Genomic DNA, 24,708 nt, shown 5'->3' on the forward strand with positions numbered 1-24,708 from the left:
GAGCGCAAACGGAAAGGGGCGAGGTGCACGATGACTTTCAAAAAAAAATGGAAAATACTAGGCTTATCGCTGCAAACCGGCGAAGGTGCTCCGCATGGCCTATCTCGACAACATCTCCGTCTTCGTCCGCGTCGTCGAGCTCGGCAACCTGTCGGCGGCCGGGCGCGACATGCGCATTTCGCCGGCGGTCGCCTCCAACCGCATCAAGGAGCTGGAGAAGCACCTGGGCGTGCGGCTGTTCAACCGCACCACGCGGCAGTTGATGCCGACCGAGCATGGTACGGTTTTTTACGGGGGCGCCAAGCAGGTGCTGGAGGCAATCACCGAGGCGGAAGCCGCCGTATCGGCGCTTTCCGGCCAGCCACGCGGCACCATCCGCGTCACTGCACCCTTGGGCCTCGGGCGCCGGCTGGTGGCTTCGGGCATTCCGGATTTTCACGACAAGTATCCTGATATCGAGGTGCGGCTCAGGCTCTCGGACCACAATGTCGATATCATGAAGGAAGGCATAGACGTCGCCTTCCGGCTCGGCATCATTGAGGATTCTAGCCTGCGCATGCGTGGCATCATGGAATGCGAGCGTGTGCTGGTGGCGGCGCCGAAATATCTGGAGGCGCGCGGCGAACCGGTGGAGCCGCAGGAGTTGATCGGCAAGAAGCACGATTGCCTGATGCTGCGCTATTCCGGCGCGCGCGAATATGTATGGACGCTGCAGACCCCCACAGGCCCGCAGAAATTCGAAGTGCACGGGCCCTACGACACCGATGACGGCGACGTGCTGACCGGCTGGGCGCTATCTGGACGCGGCATCATCAACAAGCCGCGCTTCGAGGTCGAGCCGTTCATCCGCGACCGGCGACTGAAGGTGATCCTGGCCAACACGCCGCCGACGCCGGTGCAGTTCGCCGCCGTCTATCCGCACAAGAAGCTGCAGGATCCAAAAGTGCGACTGCTGCTCGACTTCATGGCCGAGCGCTGCCAGCGGCTGATCAACGATCTGCTTGCGGGGAAGTGAGGGTTGCCTGTGGCACCGGTCGATCCTTGACGCCGACGTTCGAGATTGGCCGAAAGCCTCCCAACCTCGTCATCCCTGGGCGGAGCAGGAGCGAAGCTCCGTCGCGGAGACCCTGGGATCCATGCCGCGATCTTCGCCGAATGGCGCAGCGGAACAGAATTCTGCACCGCTGGTACCGCTCGGAGGTCGCGGCATGGATCCTATGGTCTACGCCGCGTCGCTTCGCTCCTTGCTCCGCCATAGGATGACGAAGCGGAGAGCGTTTCGGCTAATCATCAAGGTATGCGATCCGCCACCGCAAGCAGATACGACCCGTCTAAACTACCGCACTCGGGAGCTCGCTGGCCGGCAAGTGACCGGTAGTTGGCCCAGCGCCGGCGGTTGCCATCCCTGCCAGCGCCGAACATAGTTCCGGCTCTGTTTGGTCTTTCAGGAACCATCGATGGACAATGGCGCCACAATGCACCTTGCCGTTTCGCTATTTCCGGGGATCGCCGATGCATCGTCCGGTGCCGATCCGGGATTCACCCGTCTGGCGCAGTTCGCGCAAAAGGCAGAAGCAGCCGAGCTGGACATGGTGGTGCTCGCCGATACCGCGCCTGCTTCGGGCGACGATGCGGCAAACGGGCAGATGCCCTTCGAAGCAACGACGTTGCTGGCTGCACTGGCGACGGTCACCAGCAGGATCGGCCTCGTTGCCGCTGCCTCGACAATTGCCCACCAACCCTACAATCTGGCGCGCCGTTTTGCCTCGCTCGACATCATCAGCCATGGCCGAGCCGGCTGGAACGCGACCATGACGCAGGCGCCACGCGAGGCGGCCAATTTCAGCCGGCCCGAAGGATTTTCCGGCGACGATTTTCGCCGTCGCACGCAGGAATATATCGGCATCGTTCAGGGCCTGTGGCAGGGCTGGGATGCAGATGCGCTGCTATTCGACCAAACCGGAGGCCGCTTCCACGACCCCGAAAAGATGCACCTGCTCGACCACAAGGGCGAGTTCTTCTCCGTGCGCGGACCGTTGAATGTCGCGCGCTCGCCGCAGGACACGCCGGTGCTTGTCTTGTCGGATCTGTCGGAACCCGACTTGGATGCCGCCGCCCGCACCGCCGATGTCATCCTGCTGGACGACGGACCGATCAATGGCACGAAAGCACGTTATGTGGATCTGAAGCGCCGCGTTGTCGCCTGCGGACGCGACCCTGATGCTGTGAGGCTTCTGACGAATATCTCACTCGTTACCGATGGTACCGCCAGGCGGACCCTCATCGACAGCATGGAAAAAGGATTCCAGGCGAAAAGCTGCGACGGGTTCAACATCCGGATGCCGGCACAACTGTCAGCACTCGACGATTTCGTCGATCTGGTTTTGCCGGAGCTGCGACGGCGCGGCCTGTTTCGAGAGAGCTATCGCGGCGCCACCTTGCGCTCGCATCTCGGACTTGCCGGCGGAGGCGACCAATGACCGCCCGCCAGATGAAGCTCGGCGCCTTTCTGTGGGCGACAGGTCATCACATCGCCGCCTGGCGCCATCCAAAAGCGCATGTCACGGCGGGCGTCGACATCGACCATTACATCCAGCTGGCGCGCACTGCGGAAGCGGCGAAATTCGACATGATCTTCTGCGAGGATGCTGCCGGTCTGCGCGAAGCCAATGTCGGCATCGCCAGCCAGACGTCGCGCTCGATCGGTTTCGAGCCTATCAGCCTGCTGTCGGCGCTCGCCGTCCAGACCAGCCGCATCGGCCTCGTTTCGACGGCGTCGACAAGCTACAACGAGCCTTACGGGCTGGCGCGGACCTTCCTGTCGCTCGACCATCTGAGCGGCGGTCGGGCCGGCTGGAACCTGGTCACCTCGGCCAGTCCCATCGAGGCCGCCAATTTCGGCTCGACGGGCCTCAAGCCCCATGCGGACCGCTATGAGAGGGCGCGTGAATTCGCCGAGGTCGTTGCTGGGCTTTGGCACGGCAAGCTCGATGGGGCTTCCGGTCATGACGGCCAGAGCTTTTCGGTACGGGATCCGCTCGACCTGCCGCGTTCGCCGCAGGGCGCGCCGGTGCTGGTTCAGGCTGGCGCTTCGGATGTCGGCCGCGACCTCGCCGCCCGCACCGCCGATGTGGTGTTCACGGCGGCGCAGACTTTCGAGGAGGCCAAGGCCTTCTACGATGATCTCAAGGGGCGTCTGGCGGCCTATGGGCGTGAGCCGGACGATATCAAGATCGTGCCGGGCGTCGCGCCGGTGGTGGCGGAAACCGAGGCGGAGGCCCGTGAAAAATACGAGGAATTGCAAGAGCTGATCCCTGACGATGTCGGCGTTGCGCTGCTGTCCAGTTATCTCAGCATCTCCGACCTATGGCGCTATCCGATCGACGGGCCGCTGCCGGAATTGCCGGAGAGCGAGGGGATGAAAAGCCGGCAGGCGCTGGTCGTCGAGCAGTCGCGCCGCGACGGCCTCTCCATCCGCCAGCTTGCCCGGCATTTTGCCGGCGCGCGCGGCCATTGGCGCATAGTCGGCACAGCGGCACAGGTCGCCGACGAGCTGCAGGCGCGGTTCGAGGGCGGTGCGGCCGACGGCTTCAACGTCATGCCCTCATACTTCCCCGGCGAACTTGATGCTTTTGCCACGCTGGTCGTGCCGGAACTGCAGCGGCGCGGCCTGTTCCGCAAGGACTATGAAGGCCGAACGCTACGCGACCATCTGGGCTTGAAACGACCTGCATGAGATGCGTCGAGCAAATAGGTTTTCGGGCAATTGAAACTGAGTATCTGTCCGGAAAACTTAGCCGGCTATCGCCTTCTCGTGCGGGACTTGTTGACCAGCATTCGGCGCTGCGGTGTGCATGACCAGCGCTGTCATGATCTCGGCCGCCGCAAGCGCCGCAATGACTTGGGGGCGCTTGTCCTTGACGGCGTCGCCGCCGATCGGCGAGACGAGGTGGGCAAACTCGGCTTCGCTGCCGTCCGCCGATTTCAGGAACCAGTTCTTGAATGTCGCTTTCTTGGTCTTCGACCCGATCATGCCGACATAGGCGGCGTCGCCGCGTTTCAGCGCTTCGGCCACGATCAGGAAATCCAGCGCGTGGTCGTGAGTGAGGATGGCGAAGGCAGTGCCGGCCGGAGCATCGCGCACCATCGCTTCCGGCATAGCTGTCAGCCGGGTCTCGACGGTTTCCGGCATGCCTTCCAGCGCCTCGGCCCGCGTCTCGATGACGACGCCGTGCACGGGGAGAAGCGCTATCGTCGAGGCCAGTGCCTGGCCGACATGGCCGCCGCCGAAGATATAGACATGCGGCAGCTGTGCCTCCTCGGCTTCCGCAGCCGCAACCAGCTCGGCAGCGAGCGCGGCATCGACAAGCCGGATCAGCACTTCGACACGCCCGCCGCAGCATTGGCCGATTTCAGGGCCGAGCGGGACGTCGAGAGTGGCGCGAATATCCCTCCCCCTTGAGGGGAGGGTGGCGGCGAAGCCGTCGGGTGGGGTCGCCGCGGCAGTGCTCGACGTTTTAGGTCGCGCGCTGCCTCTGCCGACCCCCTCTGGCCGCTTCGCGGCCATCTCCCCCCTTGAGGGGGAGAAAAGCATCTGCTGGGCCTTGTCGATCGCCATGTATTCGAGCTGACCGCCGCCGATCGTGCCCAGGATTGCCGATTGCGAGACGAGCATGAGGGCGCCCTTCTCACGTGGCGTCGACCCTTTCGTGCCGGCGACCTCGACCAAAGCGATGCGGCCTTGACCAGCAAGGAAGTCTTTGAGGCTTTGCACTTTCGAATTCATCATTCGTGTTCCCGTGCGGGAAACATAGGGTTTTTCGGCCTGAATTGCACGCATTGCCGACCCTGGCGCCAGAATCAGGCCTTCGCCTCGGTCTTCAGCCGCTCGATCGCCATCAGAACCCGCTCCGGCGTTGCCGGCGCGTCGAGACGGGGACAGATCCTGTTGTCGGCGACGCTCGCCACCGCATCCGACAGGGCGTGCAGCACCGACATGCCGAGCGGGAACGGCGGCTCGCCGACCGCCTTGGAGCGGTGGATGGTCGGCTCACCCGCTTCCGGCCAGTCGGCCAGGGTGACGTTGAAAATCTTCGGCCGATCGGAGGCGAGCGGAATCTTGTAGGTCGACGGCGCATGGGTGCGCAGCCGGCCTTTGTCGTCCCACCACAGTTCTTCCGTCGTCAGCCAGCCCATGCCCTGGATGAAGCCGCCCTCGATCTGGCCGATGTCGATGGCCCGGTTCAGCGACCGGCCACAATCATGCAGAATGTCGGTGCGCTCGACCATGTATTCACCGGTCAGCGTGTCGACCGAGACCTCCGAGCACGAGGCGCCATAGGCGAAATAGTAAAACGGGCGGCCCTCGCCCTTGTCGCGGTTCCAGTGGATTTTCGGCGTCTTGTAGAACCCCGCCGCCGAAAGCTGGATGCGCGCCATATAGGCCTGCTTGACGAGGTCGGCGAAGGCGATCTCCTGGTTGCCGACGCGCACCCGGTTGGGCAGGAACAGCACCTGGTCGCGCGGTACCTGATATTTTTCGGCGGCGAAATCGGTCAGCCTATCCTTGATCTGGCGAGCACCATTCCGCGCCGCCATGCCGTTGAGGTCGGAACCGGACGACGCCGCCGTGGCCGAGGTGTTCGGTACCTTGCCGGTCGTCGTCGCGGTGATCTTCACCTGGTCGAGGTCGATCTGGAACTCTTCCGCCACCACTTGCGCCACTTTGACGTAGAGGCCCTGCCCCATCTCGGTGCCGCCATGGTTCAGATGCACCGAACCATCGGTGTAGACATGCACCAACGCGCCAGCCTGATTGTAGTGCGTGGCAGTGAAGGAAATGCCGAACTTGACCGGCGTCAACGCCAGGCCACGCTTGATGAAACGGCTGTTGGCGTTGAAGGCCGATATTTCGCGCCGCCGCCGCGCATAGCTGGCGCTCTCCTCCAGTTCGGCGACGATGCGCTGGATGATGTTGTCCTCGACCGTCTGGTGGTAGGGCGTGACGTTGCGGTCTGATGTGCCGTAGAAATTCTTCTTGCGGATTTCGAGCGGGTCCTTGCCGACGGCAAAGGCGACCTCGTCGATGACGCGCTCGGCGCCGACCATGCCTTGCGGGCCACCGAAACCACGGAAGGCGGTGTTCGACACGGTGTTGGTGTAGAGCGGCGCCGATTGGGCATGTACCGCCGGCCAGAAATAGGTGTTGTCGCAGTGGAACAGCGCGCGATCGGTGACCGGGCCGGACAGGTCCGATGAAAAACCGCAGCGTGCCGCGAACATGAAGTCGACACCGAGGATATTGCCCTCGTCGTCGAAGCCGACTTCGTAGTCGACGAGGAAATCATGACGCTTGCCGGTGGCGATCATGTCGTCATCACGGTCGGGCCGGATTTTCACGGCGCGATGGTGTTTCTTCGCGGCGATCGCGGCCAATGCGGCAAACTGGCTGCCTTGCGTCTCCTTGCCGCCGAAACCACCACCCATGCGGCGGATTTCCACCGTAATGGCATTGCTCGGCACGCCGAGCGCGTGGCTGACCATGTGCTGGATTTCGCTCGGATGCTGGGTCGAGGAATAAATGGTGACGTCTTGGTCCTCGCCGGGCACGGCCATGGCGATATGGCCTTCGAGATAAAAATGCTCCTGACCGCCGACGCGCATTTTTCCTTTCAGTCGGCGCGGCGCCTGACGGATCGCTGTAGCGGCATCACCGCGCTTCAGCGTAAGAGGCGGCGTGACGAGTTTGTCCCTGTTCGGATCGAGCTCGCCGATGTCGGTGACGAAAGGCAATTCCTCGTATTCGACCTTGGCCAGCCTTGTTGCACGACGCGCCTGCTCGCGGGTTTGCGCAATGACGCAAAAGATCGGCTGGCCGTAGAATTGCACCTTGCCATCGGCCAGCACCGGCTCGTCATGGCGGCCGGTCGGCGAAATGTCGTTCTCGCCCGGCACGTCCTTGGCCGTCAGCACGTCGACAACGCCGGGCGCTGTACGCACCGCCGAGAGATCCATGCTGGTGATGGTGGCATGCGTGGCAGCCGAAAGTCCGAGGCAGCCATGCAGCGTACCGGCCGGTTCCGGCATGTCGTCAATGTAGACGGCGGTGCCGCTGACATGCTTGTGCGCGGAATCGTGGCGCTGATCGGTGGCGACGCCGCCGGAAATCTTTTCAGCCCTAGGGTTGGGCGCGGCGTGCTTGTTCATCATGCCGCCTCGTGCCTTGAAACCTGGATCGGCTCCCTGGTGCCGCTGGTCTCGGCGAAGAAGCGCAGCAAGAGGTTGCGCGCCGCCAGGGCGCGATATTCGGCCGAGGCTCGCATGTCGGTCAACGGGGTGAAATCCTCGGCATATCCGGCCATCGCCGCTTCTACTGTCTGTTCGGTCCACGGCTTGCCGAGCAGCGCTTTTTCGACGGAAGATGCGCGCTTCGGCGTCGCCGCCATGCCGCCATAGGCGATGCGCACATCCGCGACCGTGCCATCCCTGGCCAGCGTCAGGAAGAAGGCGCCGAGGGCTGCCGTGATGTCCTCGTCGCGGCGCTTGGTGATCTTGTGGACGGCGAATTTTGTGCCCTTGGCCGGCACTGGCACCTGCACGGCCTCGACGAACTCGCCCGGCTGCCGGTCCTGCTTGCCATAGGCAATGAAGAAGGCTTCCAGCGGGATCGTGCGCCGCTTGTTGCCCTTGCGCAGCGTCAGCCGCGCGCCGAGCGCGATCAGGGGCGGCGGCATATCGCCAATCGGTGAGCCGTTGGCTATGTTGCCGCCGATGGTGCCCATGTTGCGCACCTGCTCGCCACCGATGCGATCGAATAGCGGCCCCAGCGCAGGGATGCGTCTGGCCAGCGTCGAGAACGCCTCGGTATAGGTCACGCCGGCGCCGATCGAAATGACGCCGTCGTCTTCCGAGATGATGCAAAGCCCGTCGAGATTGCCTATGAAAATGACAGGCGAAATATCGCGCATGTGTTTGGTCACCCACAGACCGACATCGGTCGCGCCGGCAACGATGGTGGCGCCCGGTTCCTTTTCCAGAACGGCGGCGAAATCGTCGACGTTGGCCGGAATGACCAGCCGCGTCTTGGCCGAACCGATCTCGATCCGCGCCCCGTCATGCATGGCCTCAAGCCTCGCGGTGATCGCCTTGCGCTCCGCCGCCAGCGGGTCCTTCGCCACCTTGCCGTAGCTGGAGATGGCATGCGCCGCGCGCATGATCGCCTCGTAGCCGGTGCAACGGCATAGGTTACCCTGCAACGCCTTTTCGATTGCCGCGTTCGACGGATCTGATGATCTCATCCACAGGCCATAGAGTGACATGACGAAACCCGGCGTGCAGAAGCCGCATTGCGAACCGTGGAAATCGACCATCGCCCGCTGCACCGGGTGCAACTGCCCCGGTGACCCACGCAAATGCTCGACGGTTACGACATGGGTGCCGTCCAGCGAGCCGAGGAAGCGTATGCAGGCATTGACGCTTTCGTAGACCAATCCGCCAGCGGATAGTTTGCCGACCAGCACCGTGCAGGCCCCACAATCGCCTTCGGCGCAGCCTTCCTTGGTGCCGCGCAGCGAACGGTCGAGCCGCAGCCAGTCGAGCAAGGTTGCATCAGGGGCCACCGATGAAAGCACGACATCCCTGCCATTAAGAATGAAGCGGATCTCGTTGCGGATATTGACATTGGCCATGCCTCAGCTCCCCCTGTAGGTCGAGTAGCCATAGGGCGAGACGAGCAGCGGCACATGATAGTGCACCGGCTCGGCCACGCCGAAACGAATTGGTATCAAGTCAAGAAAGGCCGGGCTCGGCAATTTCGTTCCCTGCTGGCGCAGATAATCACCGGCCGCGAAGACCAGTTCGTATTCGCCGGTACGGAACTCCGCGCCGACGAGCAGCGGCTTATCGCAACGGCCGTCGGCATTGGTGACTACAGTCTTCAGATGTGTCCGCGCCTTGCCCTCGAGGTGATAAAGCGCGATCGACAGTCCCGCCGCCGGCTTGCCGGTCGCCGTGTCGAGGACATGGGTCGTCAGACGCCCGCCATCGGCTTTCGACGTTTCTGCCATTGGCCGCCTCCCATTTCCGGTACGAGCGAATTGGCCCGGTACGATCAAGTATCAACAGTGAATTGTGCGCCAATTAAAGGCGATGCATAAGTCCCGGTCGAGCGGAGTGCGACAAAAACACTTTCAAAAATTTTCGGGGGAATGCGCGAGCAGTCCTTTCGATATTCTGATCATACTTCGGGCGGCGCCCGGCGGGAGGGACGATGCGTTACATCAGAGATATGCGCGGCTACGGAGCCAATCCGCCGGACCCTAAATGGCCTGGCGGTGCGTATGTCGCCGTGCAGTTCGTCGTCAATTACGAGGAAGGCGGCGAAAACTGCGTGCTGCATGGCGACAAGGCGTCCGAGGCCTTCCTGTCGGAAATCGTTGGTGCGGCACCCTGGGTGGGCCAGCGTCACTGGAATATGGAATCAATCTACGAATATGGCGCCCGCGCCGGCTTCTGGCGGCTGCTGCGGCTGCTTACCGAAGCCGAGGTGCCGATCACCTGCTACGGCGTCGCCACCGCGCTCGCCCGCTCGCCCGATCAGGTCACGGCCATGCAGGAAGCCGGCTGGGAGATCGCTTCGCACGGTCTGAGATGGATCGACTACCGCGACCATAGCGCCGAGGATGAGCGTAGCGACCTCGAAGCGGCGATCAAACTGCATTACGAGGTGACGGGCCAGCGCCCGACCGGCTGGTATACGGGCCGCACATCGGTCAACACGGTGCGAATTGTGGCGGAAGAGGGTGGCTTCGACTACGTGTCGGACACCTATGACGACGAACTGCCTTATTGGTTCGAGCACGCGGGCGGCACGCAGCTCATCATCCCTTATACGCTCGATGCCAACGACATGCGCTTCGCCACGCCGCAAGGGTTCAATTCGGGCGACCAGTTCTTTGCCTATCTCAAAGACAGTTTCGACACGCTCTACGCGGAAGGCAAGGCCGGCCGACCGCGCATGATGAACATCGGCCTGCATTGCCGCCTCGTCGGGCGTCCGGGGCGGGCCGCGGCGCTGAAGCGCTTCGTCGACTATGTCAAATCGCATGACAAGGTCTGGCTGGCGCGACGCATCGATATCGCCAGGCACTGGCAGGAGAACCATCCCTACAAGCCGGCGGCACTCAGGCCATCCAAGATGGAATTCGGGACCTTCGTCCATACCTTCGGTGGCGTGTTCGAGCATTCGCCCTGGATCGCAGAACGCGCCCATGAACTGGAACTGGGGCCGGCGCATGACTCCGCCGGTGGCCTGCACAATGCGCTCTGCCGCATCTTCCGTGCCGCCAGCGAGACCGAGCGGCTTTCGGTGCTCAACGCCCACCCCGACCTTGCCGGCAAGCTGGCCAAGGCCAAACGGCTGACGGCGGAATCGACCAGGGAACAGGCCTCGGCTGGGCTAGACGCGCTGACCGACAAGGAACGCGAGCTGTTCTCCAAATTGAACGCCGCCTACGTCACTACCTTCGGCTTCCCCTTCATCATCGCGGTGAAGGGCAAGACGAAGGAGGAGATCCTCGCCGAATTCGAGACGCGCATCGGCAACAGCCGGGGCGTCGAGTTCGAAACCGCCTGCAAACAGGTCGAGCGCATCGCGCTGCTCCGCCTCAAGGACATGCTTCCGCAATAGGTTTGAAACCCATGGATACGATCAGGATGCCCGAGCGAACCTATTATGCACCGCATGGCGGCAACCCCGGCCAAAGCGAGCTGCTGACCGGCCGCGCCGTCTTCACCGAGGCCTATGCCGTCATCCCCCGGGGCGTGATGCAGGACATCGTCACCAGCGCTCTGCCGTTCTGGGACAAGGCCCGCGTCTGGATCTTATCGCGACCGCTATCCGGTTTTGCCGAAACGTTCTCGCAGTACATTGTCGAGGTCGCGCCCGGCGGCGGCAGCGATCGGCCGGAACCCGATGCCGGCGCCGAAGGCGCCCTGTTCGTGGTCGAGGGCGAATTGACGGTTCTGCTTGCAGGAAAGAAGCACGTGTTGCGGCCTGGTGGATTTGCCTTCCTGCCGCCGGCCAGCGTCTGGACGGTTCGCAACGAAGGCAAGGCCGAAGTCCGCTTCCATTGGATTCGCAAGGCCTACGAGGCGGTCGACGGTCTCGATGCGCCCGAAGCCTTCTTCACCAACGAACAGGAGATCGTGCCAACGCCGATGCCCGGCACCGAGGGCCGCTGGGCGACGACGCGTTTCGTCGACCCAGCCGATTTGCGCCATGACATGCACATGACCATTGTGACGCTGGAACCCGGCGCGGTCATTCCCTTCGCCGAGACCCATGTCATGGAGCACGGGCTCTATGTGCTGGAGGGCAAGGCGGTCTATCGTCTCAACCAGGACTGGGTCGAGGTCGAGGCCGGTGACTATATGTGGCTGCGCGCCTTCTGTCCGCAGGCCTGCTATGCCGGCGGTCCGGGCAAATTCCGCTATCTGCTCTACAAGGACGTCAACCGGCACGCCAAGCTCGGCGGCGCCGGCATCGCAAAGCGCGCGCCATGACCCGTATCGTCGCGCGGCCGCTGACCCGCGAAAGCTTTGCTCCATTTGGCGACGTCATCGACATGGGCGGCGACAACCACTACCCGATCAATGGCGGCAGGGCCGAGCGCTACCACGATCTCGCCACCGCCGAGGCGACCGGGCCGAATGCCCGCGTGCTCATCTCGATGGTGCGCGGCACGCCCTACGAATTGCCGCTGAAGCTGACGATGGTCGAGCGCCACCCCTTCGGCAGCCAGGCCTTCATCCCGCTGTCGCCACGCCCGTTCCTGGTCGTCGTCTGCCACGATGGCGATGAGGGGCCGGGCGAGCCGCATGCCTTCATCACCGCATCCGGACAGGGCATCAACTATTCCCGCAATCTCTGGCATGGCGTGCTGACGCCGCTCGGCGAGGCTCAGGACTTCCTGATCGTCGACCGTGGCGGCGACGGCTCCAACCTCGAGGAATTCCATTTCTCGCACGCCTACGAGATCCATCTCCCTTGATTTTTTGTGCATGTCGTCGCCCCAAAACCGGGGGCACTTTTGGGCGACATGCAGCAGGAGACCCGTAATGACCGACATTTCGCTGATCGACCGCCTGCTCGACGTCATCGAGCACGATATCGTGCCGAAGACGGCCGAAGGCGTCGCCCACGGCAACAAGCTGTTCGGCGCGGCGATCCTGCGCAAGGACGACCATTCGCTGGTGCTGGCCGAGACCAACAACGAGATCGAGAACCCGCTCTGGCATGGCGAGGTGCACTGCCTGAAGCGCTTCTACGAAATGCCGAAGGCGGAGCGCGTCGATACGAAAGACGCCATCTTCATCGCCACGCACGAGCCGTGCTCGCTGTGCCTGTCGGCTATCACCTGGACCGGCTTCGACAATTTCTACTATCTGTTCAGCCATGAGGACTCACGCGACAGTTTCGCCATCCCGCATGATTTGAAGATCCTGAAAGAGGTCTTCACCCTCGATCCCGGCGGCTATAATGCCGAGAACGCTTACTGGAAGAGTTTTTCCATTCGCCGCTTGGTGCGGTCGCTGCCCAAGGCCGAGCGCCAGCGGTTGGAAACGCGGATCAGCGAGATTTCGGCACGCTACGACGAATTGTCCGGCGCCTATCAGGCGAACAAGGATGAGAACGACATTCCGCTGAATTAGGCTCTCAGGCCTGCCGATGGCACACTCTTGAATTGCCCCCTTTATGGTGGCATATTGTGTCATGGAGAAACGCAGGCCCACCTACGATCTTGATGCCATCAAGACGACGTTCGGGTCTGTCGATACGCTGGCGATCACGACATCCGCTCTGCGGGATGCCACCGGTCTTGGCTTCGACCGTGCCGGTGTGGTCGAGGTGATCGGCGGCATGACGCGAAAAATGTTCGTGAAGTCCATGACGACCTTTGCGGATCATCGGGTCTGGCAGGATGTCTATCACGTGCCGGTGCGCGACCTGATCCTCTACGTGAAATTCCAAGCGGATGTCGTGACTGAGTTCACGGTCATGTCGTTCAAGGAGAAATGATCATGGCGACAAGAGAAGAAAATCGGACCATGATTTCCCCCGAAACCGGGGAAACGCTCACGCGTGAAGTGCGTCCATTCACCGTAGCGTACAAGGGCGAGAGCATAATTGTCGACCTTCCGGGTTACTATCCAGCATCCGGTGACGAGGGTGTGCATGTCGGAGATGACATGGCTGCCGTCGACGCCGCGCTCCGCGCCCTCAAGGAGAAGATCGATGGTGTGCCGGCCCCGGCAACCATCCGCCGCATGCGCACAAAGCTCAATCTGTCGCAGCGCGAGGCAGGATCTCTGTTCAAAGTCGGCGAGAATGCTTTCGACAAGTATGAAAGGGGCCTGATCGAGCCGAGTGGCCCGACCATTCAATTGATGACGCTGCTGGAAAAACATCCCGAACTGCTGGATGAATTGCGGTAGCGGCACAGGTCGCATTTTTCGCTGCTCCAGTCGCGAATGGCGATTGAAAGTCGCCGCGTCGCGGGGCGTTATGCAGCCATGAAAACAGTCACCGAATTTCCCCGCAAGGTCGTCGAATTTCCGGATATGGGGATCGTCATGCCGGATGGCTGCCGGCTGTCGGCGCGGGTCTGGATGCCGGAAGATGCCGGCGACGATCCGGTGCCGGCGATCCTCGAGCATCTGCCCTACCGCAAGCGCGACGGCACCATCTTCCGCGATCAGCTGACGCATCCGTATTTCGCCGGCCACGGCTACGCCTCGATCCGCGTCGACATGCGCGGCAATGGCGATTCCGAAGGGTTGATGGACGACGAGTATTCCGAGCAGGAATTGCAGGATGCCTGCGACGTCATCGCCTGGGCGGCAAGCCAGCCCTGGTGCAACGGCAATGTCGGCATGATGGGCATTTCCTGGGGCGGCTTCAACTGCCTGCAGGTCGCGGCCAAGCAGCCGCCGGCGCTGAAGGCGGTGATCAGCCTGTGTTCGACCGTCGACCGCTATGCCGACGACATCCACTACAAGGGCGGCTGCCTGCTGATCGAGAATTTCGGCTGGGCCTCGACCATGCTGTCCTACTCGTCGCGGCCGCCGGATCCTCTTTTGGCCGGCGACAACAGATGGCGCGACCTGTGGCTGACCCGACTGGAGAACCAGTCCTTCCTGGCGCCGCTGTGGCTGAAGCACCAGCACCGCGACGCCTACTGGAAGCGCGGCTCGATCTGCGAGGATTTTTCCGCCGTCAAGGCCGCGGTGCTGTCGATCGGTGGCTGGCATGACGGCTACCGCAACACCGTCTCGCATCTGGCCAGCAACATCAAAGCTCCGGTCAAGGGCATCATCGGGCCGTGGATCCACAAATACCCGCATTACGCCGGGCCTAAGCCCGCCATCGGCTTCCTGCAGGAGGCGTTGCGCTGGTGGGACCGATGGCTGAAGGATATCGACACAGGCGTCGAGGCCGACCCCGCCTACCGCGCCTATGTCATGGACAGCGTGCGTCCGGCGCGCTGGCATCCCGAGCGGCCGGGCCGCTGGGTTGCGGAGCAGCAATGGCCGTCGTCCAACATCAAGACGCAATCGATTGAGCTTATCGCTGATGGTAGCAGGCCTGCCATCGTTGCCTCGCCGCAAAGCTGCGGCCTGGCCGGCGGCGAGTATTTTCCCTTCACTTTCGGCCCGGAACTGCCCGGCGACCAGCGCCCGGACGATGCGGTGTCGGTGTGTTTCGACCAGCCGGAACTCGGCGAGACGATCGACATTGTCGGCGCGCCGGAAGTCGAGGTGCGGCTGTCCTCCGACCGGCGCCAAGCCAACATCGCTGTCCGACTTTGCGACGTGCATCCCGACGGCGCCTCGGAGTTGATCTCCTATGGCGTGCTCAACCTGACGCATCGCAACTCGCACGAATTTCCGGAAGCGCTGGTGCCGGGCGAAACCGTGTCGGCACGCGTCGTGCTCGATCAATGCGCCTACCGCGTGCCGGCCGGCCACCGCTTGCGTGTTGCCGTTTCGAACACCTATTGGCCGATGATCTGGCCGTCGCCGGAGCCGGTACAGCTCACCTTGTCGGCGGCGACGCTCAGCTTGCCGCTACGGCCGCTGGCGACAGGCGACGAAGTAACGTTCGCCTCGCCGGAAGGTGCCACCCCCTGGGCAACCGAAACGATCCGCGCCACCAGTTCCGAGCGCCATGTCGATCGCGACGAGAAGACCGGAATTGTCACGCTTTCCATAACAGATGATTTCGGCGAGGTTCGCGATCTCGCCCATGGCCTGGCCAATGGCAGCATCGCCCGCGAGACCTGGACGATCCACCCCGACGATCCGCTGTCGGCCTCGGGGAAGACGCGCTGGACGCAGACCCTGTCGCGAAATGGATGGTCGGTACGCACCGAGACATCGGCAGAAATGCGATCGGACGCGCAAAACTTCATCGTCAGCGCCAAAATCGAAGCCTATGAGGGCGAAGAGCTCGTTTTCGAGCGCAATTTCGAGGAGAAGGTGCCACGCGCGCTTCTTTGAGCGCCGATTTCATTGATCCAATTGCGACGTACGATTTACGCCACGGCATGTCGCATTCGGTCTTGCTTACCGCTTTCCCTTGCGGTCATTATTCTCCTCACAAGAAACAAGAAAAACGACCGCAGAGTCGAACCAACAGAGTGAGGAACTCAAAATGTCGAACGAACTGGAATTTCTTAGCCGGCGTGTCGCGTCGGGCAAACTGAGCCGTCGTGATTTTCTCGGTCGGGCGGCAGCGCTCGGCGTCACCGCCCCCTTCGCCAACTCGCTGCTTTCAAGTGCGGCTCGCGCGGCCGGCCCTGTCAAGGGCGGCACGCTTAAGGCCGGCCTGGTCGGCGGTGAATCCACCAACAGCCTCGATCCGGCACTGATGATGACGCAGGTGCCGTTCGCCTTCGGCAAGTGCTGGGGCGAAATGATCGTCGAGCTTTCGCCGGAGGGCAAGCTCGAGAACCGCATCGCCGAGGAGATCGGCTCGTCGGACGACGCCAAGGTGTGGACGCTGAAGATCCGTGACGGCGTCGAATTCCACAACGGCAAGACCGTGACCGCCGAAGACGTTGCCGCCACGCTGGAGCGCCATTCGGACGAAAAGTCGAAGTCCGGCGCGCTCGGCTACATGAAGGGCATCGAAACCATCAAGGCCAGCGGCAAGGAAGTGGTGCTGACGCTGAAGGAGGCGAACGCCGACCTTCCCTATCTGCTTAGCGACTATCACCTGATCGTCCAGCCGAACGGCGGCAAGGACAAGCCAGACGCCGGCATCTCAGCCGGCCCTTACGTGGTCAAGACCAACGAGCCTGGCGTGCGCCATGGCGCCGAGCGCTTCGCCAATTACTGGCAAGGCGACAAGATGGGCCATGCCGACCAGATCGAGGTCATTGTCATCAACGACGCGACGGCGCGTACCGCGGCCCTGCAGGGTGGCCAGGTCAACATGATCAACCGCGTCGAGCCGAAGATCGTCGACCTGATCAAGCGCCTGCCGGGCGTCACCATCCGCAATCACGCCGGTCCCGGCCACTACGTGTTCATCATGCATTGCAACACGGCGCCGTTCGACAACAACGATCTGCGCATGGCGCTCAAGCTGGCCATCGACCGCGAGGAGATGCTGGACAAGATCCTGCGCGGCTACGGCTCCCTCGGCAACGACTTCCCGATCAACGCGTCCTATCCGCTGTTTACCGAGATCGAGCAGCGCAAGTACGATCCCGACAAGGCGAAGTTCCACTACAAGAAGTCGGGCCATGACGGCGCCGTTCTGCTGCGCACCTCGGACGTTGCCTTCCCCGGCGCCGTCGACGCTTCCCAGCTCTTCCAGCAGAGCGCGGCCAAGGCCGGCATCAAGATCGAGCTCAAGCGTGAGCCCGGCGACGGCTACTGGAACGAGGTCTGGAACAAGCAGCCCTTCTGCGCTTCCTACTGGGGCGGCCGCTCGACCCAGGACCAGATGTATTCCACCGCTTATCTGTCGACCGCCGACTGGAACGACACGCGTTTCAAGCGTCCGGACTTCGACAAGATGGTGCTGGCGGCGCGCGCCGAACTCGACGAGACCAAGCGCAAGCAGATGTACCACGACATGGCTGTCATGGTACGCGACGAGGGCGGCCTGATCCTGCCGATGTTCAACCAGTTCATCGACGCGACCGGCGCCAAGGTCGGCGGCTGGATCGACGATCCGCATCAGGAGCTGATGAACGGCTACGCGCTGGCGAAGTGCTGGCTCGAAGCCTGAGCCTGGCCTTGCGGAGATGTCCTCACCCATCTTGAAACTGGTGGCCCAGCGCGTTGCGCTGGGCATTCTCCTCTTGTTGGCCGTTTCGGTCCTGATCTTCGCCGGCACCCAGATCCTGCCCGGCGATGTCGCGCAAGCCATTCTCGGGCAATCGGCGACACCGGAATCGCTCGCCAATCTGCGCGAACAGCTCGGGCTCAACCAGCCAGCCTATATCAGATATTTCCATTGGCTGGGCGGCGTGCTGACCGGCGATCTTGGCACGGCCATGTCGAGCGGGCAGGATATCGCAACGTCGATCAAGGGCCGGCTGTGGAACACGCTGTTCCTCGCCTTCTGGGCGGCGATCGTCGCCGTGCCGCTGGCGATCATCCTCGGCCTGATCGCGGTGCGCTACCGCAATGGCTGGGTCGACAAGCTGATCTCCGGACTGGCGCTCGCCTCGACCTCCTTTCCCGAGTTCTTCATCGGCTATGTGCTCGTCTATTTCTTCGCCGTGAAATGGCAGATATTCCCCGGCATCTCGACCGTCTATGACGGCATGCCGTTCGGCGAACGCATGCAGGCGATCGCCTTGCCGGCGACGGCGCTGACGCTGGTCGTGCTCGCCCACATGATGCGCATGACGCGTGCGGCGATCCTCAACGTCATGCAGTCGGCCTATGTCGAGACGGCGGAACTGAAAGGCCTGTCGGCCTTCAACGTCATCCGCAAGCATGCCTTCCCCAATGCCATCGCGCCGATCATCAACGTCGTCATGCTCAACCTAGCCTACCTGATCGTCGGCGTCGTCGTGGTCGAAGTGATCTTCGTCTATCCGGGTATGGGACAATATCTGGTCGACCACGTCACCAAACGCGACGTGCCGGTGGTGCAGGCGGTCGGACTGATCTTCGCCGCTGTCTACATCAGCCTGAACATCATTGCGGACATAGCGGCGATCGTCGCCAATCCGCGTCTCAGACATCCAAAATAAGGGGCGGATATGCTCGATATTAAACGCATCCCCATCCCTGCCCTGATCGGCATAATCCTGACGGCACTGTTCGTGCTGGCGGCGGTCGTCGCACCGTGGATCGCACCGCACGGCAATGGCGAAATCGTCGGCGACGTATGGGAACCGATGTCGGCTAGCCATTTGCTTGGGACCGACAATCTCGGCCGCGATCTCCTGTCGCGCATGATCTACGGCGCCCGCATCACCCTGTTCATCGCGGTGCTCGCCACCGCGCTGTCGTTCTCGCTCGGCGCCATCCTCGGCTTCTCGGCGGCGGTCTTCGGCGGCTGGTTCGATACGCTGCTGTCGCGCCTCGTCGATCTGCTGATGTCGATTCCGACGCTGATCATGGGCTTGGTCGTGCTCTCCGTGCTGCCGACCAACCTGGTGACGCTGATCCTGGTGATGGGCATTCTCGACTCGACCCGCGTCTACCGCCTGTCGCGCGCGGTCGCCGTCGACATCAACGTCATGGACTATGTCGAGGCGGCGAAACTGCGCGGTGAGGGCAGCGCCTGGATCATCTTCCGCGAGATTCTGCCCAACGCATTGTCGCCGTTGGTTTCGGAACTCGGCCTGCGCTTCATCTACGCCGTGCTGTTCCTGTCGACGCTGTCATTCCTCGGCCTTGGCGTACAGCCGCCGGACGCCGACTGGGGCGGCATGGTCAAGGAAAACAAGGACGGCATCGTCTTCGGCATCGCGGCCGCACTCATCCCGGCGGCGGCGATCGCCCTGCTGGCGATTTCCGTCAACCTGGTCGCAGACTGGGTGCTCAACCGGACGACAAGCCTCAAGGGAGGACGCGGGTGATGGCCGACAGCAAAGCGAAGCCCGGGCAACCAAAGTCAGGCCTGCTGCTCGACATCCGCAATCTGCGCATCGAGGCGACTGTCTTCCCGCCGGGCGAACCGCCCAAGAACATCGTGCTGGTGCACGATGTCTCGCTGACACTCGAGAAGGGCAAGGTGCTTGGGCTGATCGGCGAATCCGGCGCCGGCAAGTCGACCATCGGCCTGTCGTCGATGGGCTATGGACGCGGTGGTGTGCGCATCACCGGCGGTGAGGTCATCCTGAACGGCCGCGACATCCTCAAAGGCGGCAAGGACGGCTTCCGCAAGCTGCGCGGCCGCGAGGTCTGCTATGTCGCGCAGTCGGCCGCAGCGGCCTTCAACCCGGCGCACCGACTGATGGACCAGGTGGTCGAAGCCACGCTGCTGCACGGCACTGCGACGCGCGCCGAGGCTGAAAAGCGTGCCGTCGCACTGTTCAAGAAGCTCAGCCTGCCGAACCCCGAAACCATCGGCGAACGCTTTCCGCACCAAGTCTCGGGCGGCCAGCTGCAGCGCGTGATGACGGCGATGGCGCTGTGCTCCGAGCCGGACCTGATCGTCTTCGACGAGCCGACCACGGCGCTCGATGTGACGACCCAGATCGACGTGCTGGCGGCTATCAAGGACGCCATCCGCGATACCCATGTGGCGGCGCTCTACATCACGCATGACCTCGCTGTCGTCGCCCAGGTTTCCGACGAAATCATGGTGCTGCGTCATGGAAGGCTGGTCGAATGGGGCGGCACAAGGCAGATCATCAAGGAGCCACGCCAGGAGTACACCAACGCGCTGGTGTCGGTGCATGAGATCGAGCATGCCGAACAGAAGCCCGGCACGTCGCCATTCCTGTCGGTGAAGAACGTCACCGCCGCCTATGGCCGCAGCCACATCAAGGTGCTGAAGAACGTCTCGGTCGACATCTATCCGGGCCAGACGCTGGCGGTCGTCGGCGAGTCCGGCTCCGGGAAGTCGACACTGGCGCGCGCCATCACCGGTTTGCTGCCGCCAGAAGAAGGCACTGTCACCTTCGATGGGCGTCCGCTGGCAAACCGGCTGGCCGACCGGCCGAAGGAGGATCTGCGGCAGTTGCAGATGATCTACCAGATGGCCGACGTGGCGATGAACCCGCGTCAGACCGTCGGCACCATCATCGGCCGGCCGCTGGAGTTCTATTTCGGCATACGCGGCCGCGAGCGCGACAAACGCGTCGCCGAACTGCTCGACAAGATCGAGATGGGCAAGGGCTTTTCCGACCGCTACCCGGCCGAGCTTTCCGGCGGCCAGAAACAGCGCGTCTGCATCGCTCGCTCACTTGCCGCCAAACCCAAGCTGATCATCTGCGACGAGGTGACTTCAGCACTCGATCCGCTGGTGGCACACGGCATCCTCGAGCTGCTGCTTGAGCTGCAGAAGGAGGAGAACGTCGCCTACCTCTTCATCACGCATGACCTGGCGACGGTGAAGTCGATCGCCGACTCGATCGCGGTGATGTATCGCGGCGAGGTGGTGCGCTACGGTCCGAAGAGCAAGGTGCTGAGTCCACCCTTCGACGCCTATACCGATCTTCTCCTCTCTTCGGTTCCGGAAATGGAGATCGGCTGGCTGGAAAAGGCGATCAAGGGACGGCGCATGGCCAGCGCGGGGAACTAGGGAATTCGTGGCATAAGCCGCGAAACCATCCTTCAACAACAAAGCCTTCCGGAGTCGCCCATGGCGCTCGCGACAAAACTGTTGCTGATCATCCTCGACGGCGTGCCCTACAGGAACTGGCGCCGGCTGATGGGCAATCTCGAAGGCTGGGTGCAATCGGGCGAGGCGCGGGTCTGGAAGATGCGCTCCGTGCTGCCGTCGACCTCGGCTTGCTGCTATGCCTCGATCCATACCGGCGTTTCGCCCCAGGTGCACGGCATCCTCTCCAACGAGAACCGGTTCCGCGTGGCGCAGCCCGACATCTTCTCCGAAGTCAGCAAGGCCGGCGGCAAGACGGGTGCTGTGACCCATTCGTATTGGTCCGAGTTCTTCCGGGCCTATCCGTTCGACCTGGTCGAGGACATGGAATTCGACGAGCCGAGCGGGCCGATCACGCATGGCCGCTTCCACACCATGACCGGTTACAATGCCCGCAACCAGATGACGCCAAGCGATGTCGACCTGTTCGCGACGCTGACCATGCTGACCAAACGCCACGGCATCGACTACGGCATCCTGCACACCTGCACGCTGGATTCGATGGGCCACCGCTTCGGCCATGATTGCCACGAGATGGACCATGCCGTCTATGCGATGGACGGCATGCTGGCTGCCTTCCTGCCACGCTGGATCGAAGCCGGCTATGAGGTGATGGTCACCGCCGACCATGGCCAGACCGACCGTGGTCATCATGGCGGCCATGACGATGAGATGCAGGATTTCGCGCTGTATTATTTCGGCCCCGGCGAGGGGCCGCAGGCCGATACGCTGCTCGACCAGCTGCAGCTTGCGCCGACAGTGCTGAGCCGGCTGGGTGTTCCCGTGCCGGAGACGATGAAGGCGAAGCCGTTTTTGGGGTGAGAAGCGGTTCGCGCAGCAGACGAAAAGCCAATTTTCTTGGCTTTTCGAGCTTCGAACGCCCCCTGAGCCTGCGAAGGGCTCGGGCGGTGGACGATCCGCCCCGCCGGGTCCCCGCTGCTTCGCCGCGTCCCGGCGTTCGCCGGCCTTTCATCGTGCCATTGGCACGATGAATTCGCTTCGCGAACCGGCTGCTCACCCCACAAGGGGAGAAGGGAAGATCCTGCCTCTGGCAACACCTAATGACTTCGGTTAGCCTCCCAAAAATTCCTTGGCGGAGGATGAACCTTTTTGGGCCGATCAGCGACAGAGCAGACAGGAGCCAGGCGGCTCGACCGGCCATGACGGCAGCGACGGAGACCGATCGCGCGCTTGTCGACCGGGTCGCGAAGGGCGACCGTGCCGCCGTGCGGCTCCTGTTCATGCGTCACCACGCGCGGGTCTACCGCTTCGTGGCGCGCCAGACGGGATCGGAGATGATGGCTGACGATATCGCCAACGAAGTGTTCCTCGAGCTATGGCGCCAGGCGCCAGGCTTCGAAGGGCGCTCCGAAGTCTCGACATGGCTGCTCGGCATCGCCCGTTTCAAGGCGCTGTCCTTGCTGCGCAAGAAGAAGGAAGCCTGGATCGACGACGAGGCCGCCGCCGCGGTGCCTGACAGTGCCGACACGCCGGAAGTCGTCACCATGAAGGAGGACAAGGCTGCCGCCCTGCGCCGCTTCGTCGACGCCTTGCCGGAAGAGCACCGCGTGGTGATCGATCTTGCCTATTATCATGGACAGTCGGTGAACGAGATCGGCGAGGTGCTCGACATTCCGGTCGCGACCGTCAAGACCCGGATGTTTTACGCCCGCAAGAAACTCGGTGAGGCCCTCAAGGCCGCCGGTTACGACAGGGGGTGGCCATGAGCGCCGCTGAAAAAATGTCGCGCCGCGACGAAATGGAAATGCTGCTGCCGTTCTATCTGAACGGCTCGCTGGAAGGTTCGGACCTGGAAGCCGTCGAGGAATGGCTGGCCAGCGATCCGGCGGCACTTGCCGCCCTTGGTGAGGCCGAAGCCGAATTCTCCGGCACGGCGGCTGCCAACGAAGCGATCCGTCCGCCGGCCGACGCGCTGAGCCGCTTCGCCAGGGCGCTCGATGCCGAGGCCGGACCGGCGCGAGCGCCGGCAGGATCGTCCTGGCTGGCGCAGGCCTGGGGCCGCTTCATGGCGGTACCGGTCGGCGTCGCCTGGGCCGCGGCCGCGGTTCTGCTGGCCCTGGTCATGGTGCAGTCGTTTGTCGAGCCCGGCGGCAAGGGCAATGATTTCGAGATTGCCGGCGCGCAAGACGATCTAGCGAAAATGCCGTTCGCCCTGGTCAAGTTCAAGCCGGATGTAAGGATGTCGGACATTTCCGCCTTCCTCGGCAACAACGGGCTGAAGATAATCGGTGGGCCGACCGCCGACGGCGTCTTCCGGCTTGGCATTCCCGCTACGACCGCTGCCGACTACACCAGGCAAATCGGCCTTATTGCCGCCCAGCCTTTTACGGAGACTGTGATCGAGGGAAGGAAACCGGTTGATGGCGGCTGAGGCGGTCATTCGATTTGTGACAATCCTCGCGGCCGCGATGACAATCGCCGCTGTGCCCGCGTCAGCGCAGACCAACGACCCCAATCCAGACCAGACGAAAACCGACTGCCGCAACGGGACCAACGCGGCGGGAGCCGACTGCGCCAAGGGTGGCAGTGACACAAAGAGCGGATCGGACACAGGCCAATCCGGCGCTGTCTTCCTGCCGACGCTAATCGTCGACCTGTTTCCCAACCCGGCGGCGACGCCAGTGCCGAGGCCACGGCCGGCGCCAGCGGCGCCGCCTGCCGATACTCAAGCCCGCCCTCCGCCTGGCGGCCCGATCGTCTCTCCGACCGATCTCGTCGCCGTTCAGCCGCCGCGCGCGGTGGTCGGCGATTTCGTGCCGGACGAGGTGCTGGTGACGGTCGACGGCGATGCCGGGGCCGTGCAGCAGATCGCCGCTTCCTTCGGCCTCCAGGTGCGCTCGCAGCGCCAGTCGCGGCTGCTTGGCAGCACGCTGGTGCGTTTTGGGATTCCCGACGGCCGGCCCGTCGGCGTCGTGCTGGCGCAACTCGCCGCCGACGGCCGCACCCAGCGGCGCGAGCCCAACCATGTGTATTCGCTGCAGCAGGCCGCCAGCATCGTAAACTATGCCTTCGACCGCATTGCGCTCGATGCCAAGCAGGCCAGCGGCGAAAACGTCCGCATCGCGGTGATCGACACCGGCATCGACGACACCAACCCGGCGCTGGCAGGCGTCATTGCGGGGCAGTTCGACGCCATGCCCGACGTGCCGATCGAAAAGCGCGATCACGGCACGTCGATCGACGGCCTGATCGCCGGTGTCGGCGCGCTGGAGGGCATGGCGCCGGGCGCCAGGATCTACCACGCCCGTGCCTTCGAGGGCGGCAAGTCGACCATGGATGTCATCCTGGCGGCGCTCGACTGGGCGGCGGACCAGGACGTTCGCATCATCAACATGAGCTTCGTCGGGCCGAAGAACGACCTGCTCGGTGTCGCCTGCCGCAATGCCCGCGCGCTGGGCATGGTGCTGGTCGCCGCCGCTGGCAACAACGGGCCGAAAGCACCCTATGGTTATCCGGCCGCCTTCGACGGCGTCATCGCGGTGACCGCAACCGATGCCAAGGATGGGCTGATGCCGCAGGCCAATCGCGGCGCCTATGTCTTCATCTCGGCACCCGGGGTCGAGATGGTGGCGCCGAGTGGCGCCGGCTCGGATGTGGTCACCGGCACCTCGTTCGCGGCGGCAATCGTGAGCGGCGCCATCGCCAATCTCATCCATGCCGCGCCCGATCGCTCAGCCGACGACATCGAGAAGGCGCTCGCGGCGACGGCCAGGGATCTCGGCCCCAAGGGACGCGACAATGATTTCGGCTATGGGCTGCTGGATATCAAGGCGGCAGGGGCGGCCAAGGAGTGATCCTGGGCATGGCGATGAACGATGGCTTGGCGCAAC

Annotated in this window: 22 protein-coding genes; 18 read left to right on the forward strand and 4 right to left on the reverse strand. The window is 63.2% G+C overall.

Annotated elements, in window-relative coordinates; translation table 11 throughout:
* Positions 1–94: 94 nt before the first annotated feature.
* From NKI73_RS07670 to NKI73_RS07680, 3 genes are all read left to right on the forward strand, one after another.
* Positions 95–1,015 (forward strand): LysR family transcriptional regulator, encoded by a 921-nt coding sequence (locus NKI73_RS07670; RefSeq protein WP_352628257.1) that lies wholly within the window; start codon positions 95–97, stop codon positions 1,013–1,015.
* 442 nt (positions 1,016–1,457) lie between these two features.
* Positions 1,458–2,480, forward strand: coding sequence for an LLM class flavin-dependent oxidoreductase (locus tag NKI73_RS07675; RefSeq protein WP_352628258.1), 1,023 nt, complete (start codon positions 1,458–1,460; stop codon positions 2,478–2,480).
* A complete protein-coding gene (locus NKI73_RS07680) occupies positions 2,477–3,736 on the forward strand; it encodes an LLM class flavin-dependent oxidoreductase (protein WP_352628259.1) in 1,260 nt (419 codons plus the stop codon). Before NKI73_RS07675 ends, NKI73_RS07680 begins: the two co-directional genes overlap by 4 nt.
* A 57-nt stretch (positions 3,737–3,793) precedes the next feature.
* On the opposite strand, the gene xdhC is transcribed toward NKI73_RS07680, so the two are convergent.
* The 4 genes from xdhC to uraH form a co-directional block, all read right to left on the reverse strand.
* A complete protein-coding gene (gene xdhC / locus NKI73_RS07685; RefSeq protein ID WP_352628375.1) occupies positions 3,794–4,786 on the reverse strand; it encodes a xanthine dehydrogenase accessory protein XdhC in 993 nt (330 codons plus the stop codon).
* Between the two features lie 74 nt (positions 4,787–4,860).
* On the reverse strand, positions 4,861–7,206 hold the full coding sequence (gene xdhB, locus NKI73_RS07690; RefSeq protein WP_352628377.1) for a xanthine dehydrogenase molybdopterin binding subunit: 2,346 nt from the start codon (positions 7,204–7,206) through the stop codon (positions 4,861–4,863).
* Positions 7,206–8,687, reverse strand: a complete 1,482-nt coding sequence (gene xdhA / locus NKI73_RS07695) for a xanthine dehydrogenase small subunit (protein WP_352628260.1) — start codon at positions 8,685–8,687, stop codon at positions 7,206–7,208. The genes xdhB and xdhA overlap by 1 nt, the downstream gene beginning before the upstream one ends.
* A 3-nt stretch (positions 8,688–8,690) precedes the next feature.
* On the reverse strand, positions 8,691–9,065 hold the full coding sequence (gene uraH / locus NKI73_RS07700) for a hydroxyisourate hydrolase (RefSeq protein WP_352628261.1): 375 nt from the start codon (positions 9,063–9,065) through the stop codon (positions 8,691–8,693).
* A gap of 203 nt (positions 9,066–9,268) precedes the next feature.
* Between uraH and puuE the strand changes: the two genes are divergently transcribed.
* The 15 genes from puuE to NKI73_RS07775 all read left to right on the forward strand — a co-directional run bounded on the left by puuE (position 9,269) and on the right by NKI73_RS07775 (position 24,672).
* The gene (gene puuE, locus NKI73_RS07705; RefSeq protein WP_352628262.1) at positions 9,269–10,687 is read left to right on the forward strand and encodes an allantoinase PuuE; all 1,419 of its coding nucleotides are present in this window, start codon (positions 9,269–9,271) and stop codon (positions 10,685–10,687) included.
* Positions 10,688–10,698: 11 nt separating this feature from the next.
* Positions 10,699–11,562, forward strand: coding sequence for a bifunctional allantoicase/(S)-ureidoglycine aminohydrolase (locus NKI73_RS07710; RefSeq protein WP_352628263.1), 864 nt, complete (start codon positions 10,699–10,701; stop codon positions 11,560–11,562).
* Entirely contained in the window at positions 11,559–12,050 is a 492-nt protein-coding gene (locus tag NKI73_RS07715; protein ID WP_352628264.1) for an ureidoglycolate lyase, read from the forward strand. The genes NKI73_RS07710 and NKI73_RS07715 overlap by 4 nt, the downstream gene beginning before the upstream one ends.
* A 67-nt stretch (positions 12,051–12,117) precedes the next feature.
* Positions 12,118–12,711 carry a nucleoside deaminase gene (locus NKI73_RS07720; RefSeq protein WP_352628265.1) on the forward strand — a complete coding sequence of 198 codons (594 nt, stop codon included), beginning with the start codon at positions 12,118–12,120 and terminating at the stop codon, positions 12,709–12,711.
* 61 nt (positions 12,712–12,772) lie between these two features.
* A complete protein-coding gene (locus NKI73_RS07725) occupies positions 12,773–13,078 on the forward strand; it encodes a type II toxin-antitoxin system MqsR family toxin (protein WP_352628266.1) in 306 nt (101 codons plus the stop codon).
* Positions 13,079–13,080: 2 nt separating this feature from the next.
* Positions 13,081–13,494 carry a type II toxin-antitoxin system MqsA family antitoxin gene (locus tag NKI73_RS07730; protein WP_352603250.1) on the forward strand — a complete coding sequence of 138 codons (414 nt, stop codon included), beginning with the start codon at positions 13,081–13,083 and terminating at the stop codon, positions 13,492–13,494.
* Between the two features lie 78 nt (positions 13,495–13,572).
* Positions 13,573–15,558: a CocE/NonD family hydrolase gene (locus NKI73_RS07735; protein WP_352628267.1), complete on the forward strand. Its 1,986-nt coding sequence runs from the start codon at positions 13,573–13,575 to the stop codon at positions 15,556–15,558.
* A 154-nt stretch (positions 15,559–15,712) separates the two neighbouring features.
* Positions 15,713–17,299: an ABC transporter substrate-binding protein gene (locus NKI73_RS07740; RefSeq protein ID WP_352628268.1), complete on the forward strand. Its 1,587-nt coding sequence runs from the start codon at positions 15,713–15,715 to the stop codon at positions 17,297–17,299.
* A gap of 16 nt (positions 17,300–17,315) precedes the next feature.
* A complete protein-coding gene (locus tag NKI73_RS07745) occupies positions 17,316–18,275 on the forward strand; it encodes an ABC transporter permease (RefSeq protein WP_352628270.1) in 960 nt (319 codons plus the stop codon).
* Between the two features lie 9 nt (positions 18,276–18,284).
* The gene (locus tag NKI73_RS07750; RefSeq protein WP_352628271.1) at positions 18,285–19,109 is read left to right on the forward strand and encodes an ABC transporter permease; all 825 of its coding nucleotides are present in this window, start codon (positions 18,285–18,287) and stop codon (positions 19,107–19,109) included.
* Positions 19,109–20,779, forward strand: coding sequence for an ABC transporter ATP-binding protein (locus NKI73_RS07755; protein WP_352628273.1), 1,671 nt, complete (start codon positions 19,109–19,111; stop codon positions 20,777–20,779). The genes NKI73_RS07750 and NKI73_RS07755 overlap by 1 nt, the downstream gene beginning before the upstream one ends.
* Positions 20,780–20,839: 60 nt before the next feature.
* Entirely contained in the window at positions 20,840–21,679 is an 840-nt protein-coding gene (locus NKI73_RS07760; RefSeq protein WP_352628275.1) for an alkaline phosphatase family protein, read from the forward strand.
* Between the two features lie 338 nt (positions 21,680–22,017).
* The gene (locus tag NKI73_RS07765) at positions 22,018–22,584 is read left to right on the forward strand and encodes a sigma-70 family RNA polymerase sigma factor (protein WP_352628277.1); all 567 of its coding nucleotides are present in this window, start codon (positions 22,018–22,020) and stop codon (positions 22,582–22,584) included.
* Positions 22,581–23,249: an anti-sigma factor gene (locus tag NKI73_RS07770; protein ID WP_352628279.1), complete on the forward strand. Its 669-nt coding sequence runs from the start codon at positions 22,581–22,583 to the stop codon at positions 23,247–23,249. Before NKI73_RS07765 ends, NKI73_RS07770 begins: the two co-directional genes overlap by 4 nt.
* A complete protein-coding gene (locus NKI73_RS07775; protein WP_352628282.1) occupies positions 23,239–24,672 on the forward strand; it encodes a S8 family serine peptidase in 1,434 nt (477 codons plus the stop codon). The genes NKI73_RS07770 and NKI73_RS07775 overlap by 11 nt, the downstream gene beginning before the upstream one ends.
* Positions 24,673–24,708: the final 36 nt, after the last annotated feature.

The organism is Mesorhizobium sp. M0496 (genome assembly GCF_040321205.1).
Lineage (GTDB): Bacteria > Pseudomonadota > Alphaproteobacteria > Rhizobiales > Rhizobiaceae > Mesorhizobium.